2 protein-coding genes are annotated in these 1,843 nt (G+C 70.5%); one reads left to right on the top strand and one right to left on the bottom strand.

The window, feature by feature from the left end:
* Positions 1-370 precede the first annotated feature (370 nt).
* Complete coding sequence (locus DM816_RS45440) at positions 371-499, top strand: hypothetical protein (protein ID WP_281274417.1); 129 nt, start codon at positions 371-373, stop codon at positions 497-499.
* Between the two features lie 367 nt (positions 500-866).
* Here the strand turns inward: DM816_RS45440 and DM816_RS41770 are convergent.
* On the bottom strand, positions 867-1,843 hold a 977-nt coding region (locus tag DM816_RS41770; protein WP_117215928.1), incomplete at its 5' end, for a chymotrypsin family serine protease.

The following is a 1,843-nucleotide window of genomic DNA, read 5'->3' as shown; positions in this document are numbered from 1 at the left end:
GGCACGAGTACTGCGCTGATCGGGTCGTGTTGGGCGATTCCAAGCTGCGCCGAGGGCAAAAGTCATGAAGGGGAATTTCCAGAAGCGACGCGTGGCGGAAGTCGGCGGCTGGTCGTGGTGGAGCTTCCTCGCGGTCACCCTAGGCCATCCGCCAGCGATCAGCCTGGACATCCACATACGACTATCGCGATGTTTGGGCCCGTCTCCGAACGGGGCCCTCATCAGACAAGCTGGACCTCGTATCAGAACGGAACCCGTTCCGTACAAAGGATCTGGGCGACGGCGCACCATTGAACGCCCGGATCTGCCGAGATGCGGTTGTTGCGGGTCGTCTTGCCGACGTAGCTATGGCGATCTTTGGAGTGTTTTGGTGCACCGCAGCGGCTGCGTCTTGGGGCTCATCCTGGGCGTGGCGGGCGGCGACGGTGCGGGCGGCTCGTTCGCGGCGATCCGGCGCCTGGCCGCGACCCAGCGGGCGCCCTCGTCCTCGCCGCATTAGCAGGCGCGTACCAGCTCGGCCAGCAGATCGTCCCGGGGCGGTCTGTCGCGTGCCAGCATCCCGGTGACCGTGCTGCGCGGCAACGAGTCTCCGGCCTTGGCGGCCCGCTTCTGCAAGGGCCGGAAGCCCGCCCCGCCCAGGTCTCCAGCCGTCGCAGCGCGCCGATGAACTCGACGGCCGTGCGCGCCTGCGCCGGGTCCGGCCGAGTGTCGCTATTGGGAAACTTCCGCTGTCTTCACCACACCGGCCATCACCTGCCGGGCGTGTCCGAGTGTAGTAGACATCGATGGACTTTTCTCGCCTGTGGCACGGCAGGACACGCCAAGCCCCTTCCGGCATCCGGAAGGGGCTCGCCCGGCGCACGCCGTTACGGTACGAGCGTGAGGCCGTAGTGCTGGAGTGATCCGGTCATCGGATCGCCCGTCGGGCGCAGTAACGGCGCGTAGAACACCGATTTGAACCCGAGCTGCGGCGCGCCGGAGGGCGCGGCCGAAGGGCACCCGGCCCGTTCCCCTTCCACGCCTTCGGTGCCGCCGACGATGGTGCCGCGTCCCCGGATGGCGGTGCCCGACCACACGGGACCGCCGCTGTCGCCGGGTCCCACGGCGCATTGGGCGCTTGTCGTGCGCGCCCGGATGAGCGGTGTCACCAGGAGGCACCGGGTGACGTCGAGGAACTGTGCGGCCGCGTTCACCGCCTCGACCCGCAGATTGGCGTGCTCGCCGGTGTCCGCGCCGCTGGTGGTGACGAGGTTGCCGACGAAATCCGGCTCCGCCGTGATGCCGGTACCCTGACCGACCACCGCCCCGTTGGCCGAGTTCCACGAGCCGGTGTAGACGCTGCCCGCCGCGCCGTTGGGCAGTTGCAACAGCATCGTGTCGCGGCAGTCGCTCATGCTGCCCGCCTCGACGGTGCCCGCCGGGTCCGGCTGTCCCGTGATGGTGACGTTGCCACCGGTCGATCGGGCGCAGTGCGCCGCGGTGAGCATCAACCGGGACGGCAGCGGCAGGCCCTCCCGCTTGACGGTGAATCCCGTGCTGCACGGCCGGTTCGCGATGACCGTGTACCTGGCGCCGCCCCAGAACTGCGGCGTATCGGCCTGGCGGCCGGTGGCCCGGGGCGGGTCACCGGCCGTCACGGTGACAGGGATCCCCGCCGCGCTCAGGATGGTGGCGCCTGGCACGGTGCGCGGGACGGTGGCGGTCAGCCCGCTGGCGTCCGCCTTTGGCGCGGCCTCCACGACGCGGCCGTCGCCGACGAGGCGTTGCGCCTCGGCGGTCAGCTCGCGCAGCGTGTACGCCGCGGGCAGGAACCGCACGGGCACGCCGGCGGCGGCCGCCTCGG

It is taken from the genome of Allorhizocola rhizosphaerae, from assembly GCF_003426775.1.
Taxonomy (GTDB): domain Bacteria; phylum Actinomycetota; class Actinomycetes; order Mycobacteriales; family Micromonosporaceae; genus Allorhizocola; species Allorhizocola rhizosphaerae.
This window is presented reverse-complemented; position numbering and strand designations above follow the sequence as displayed.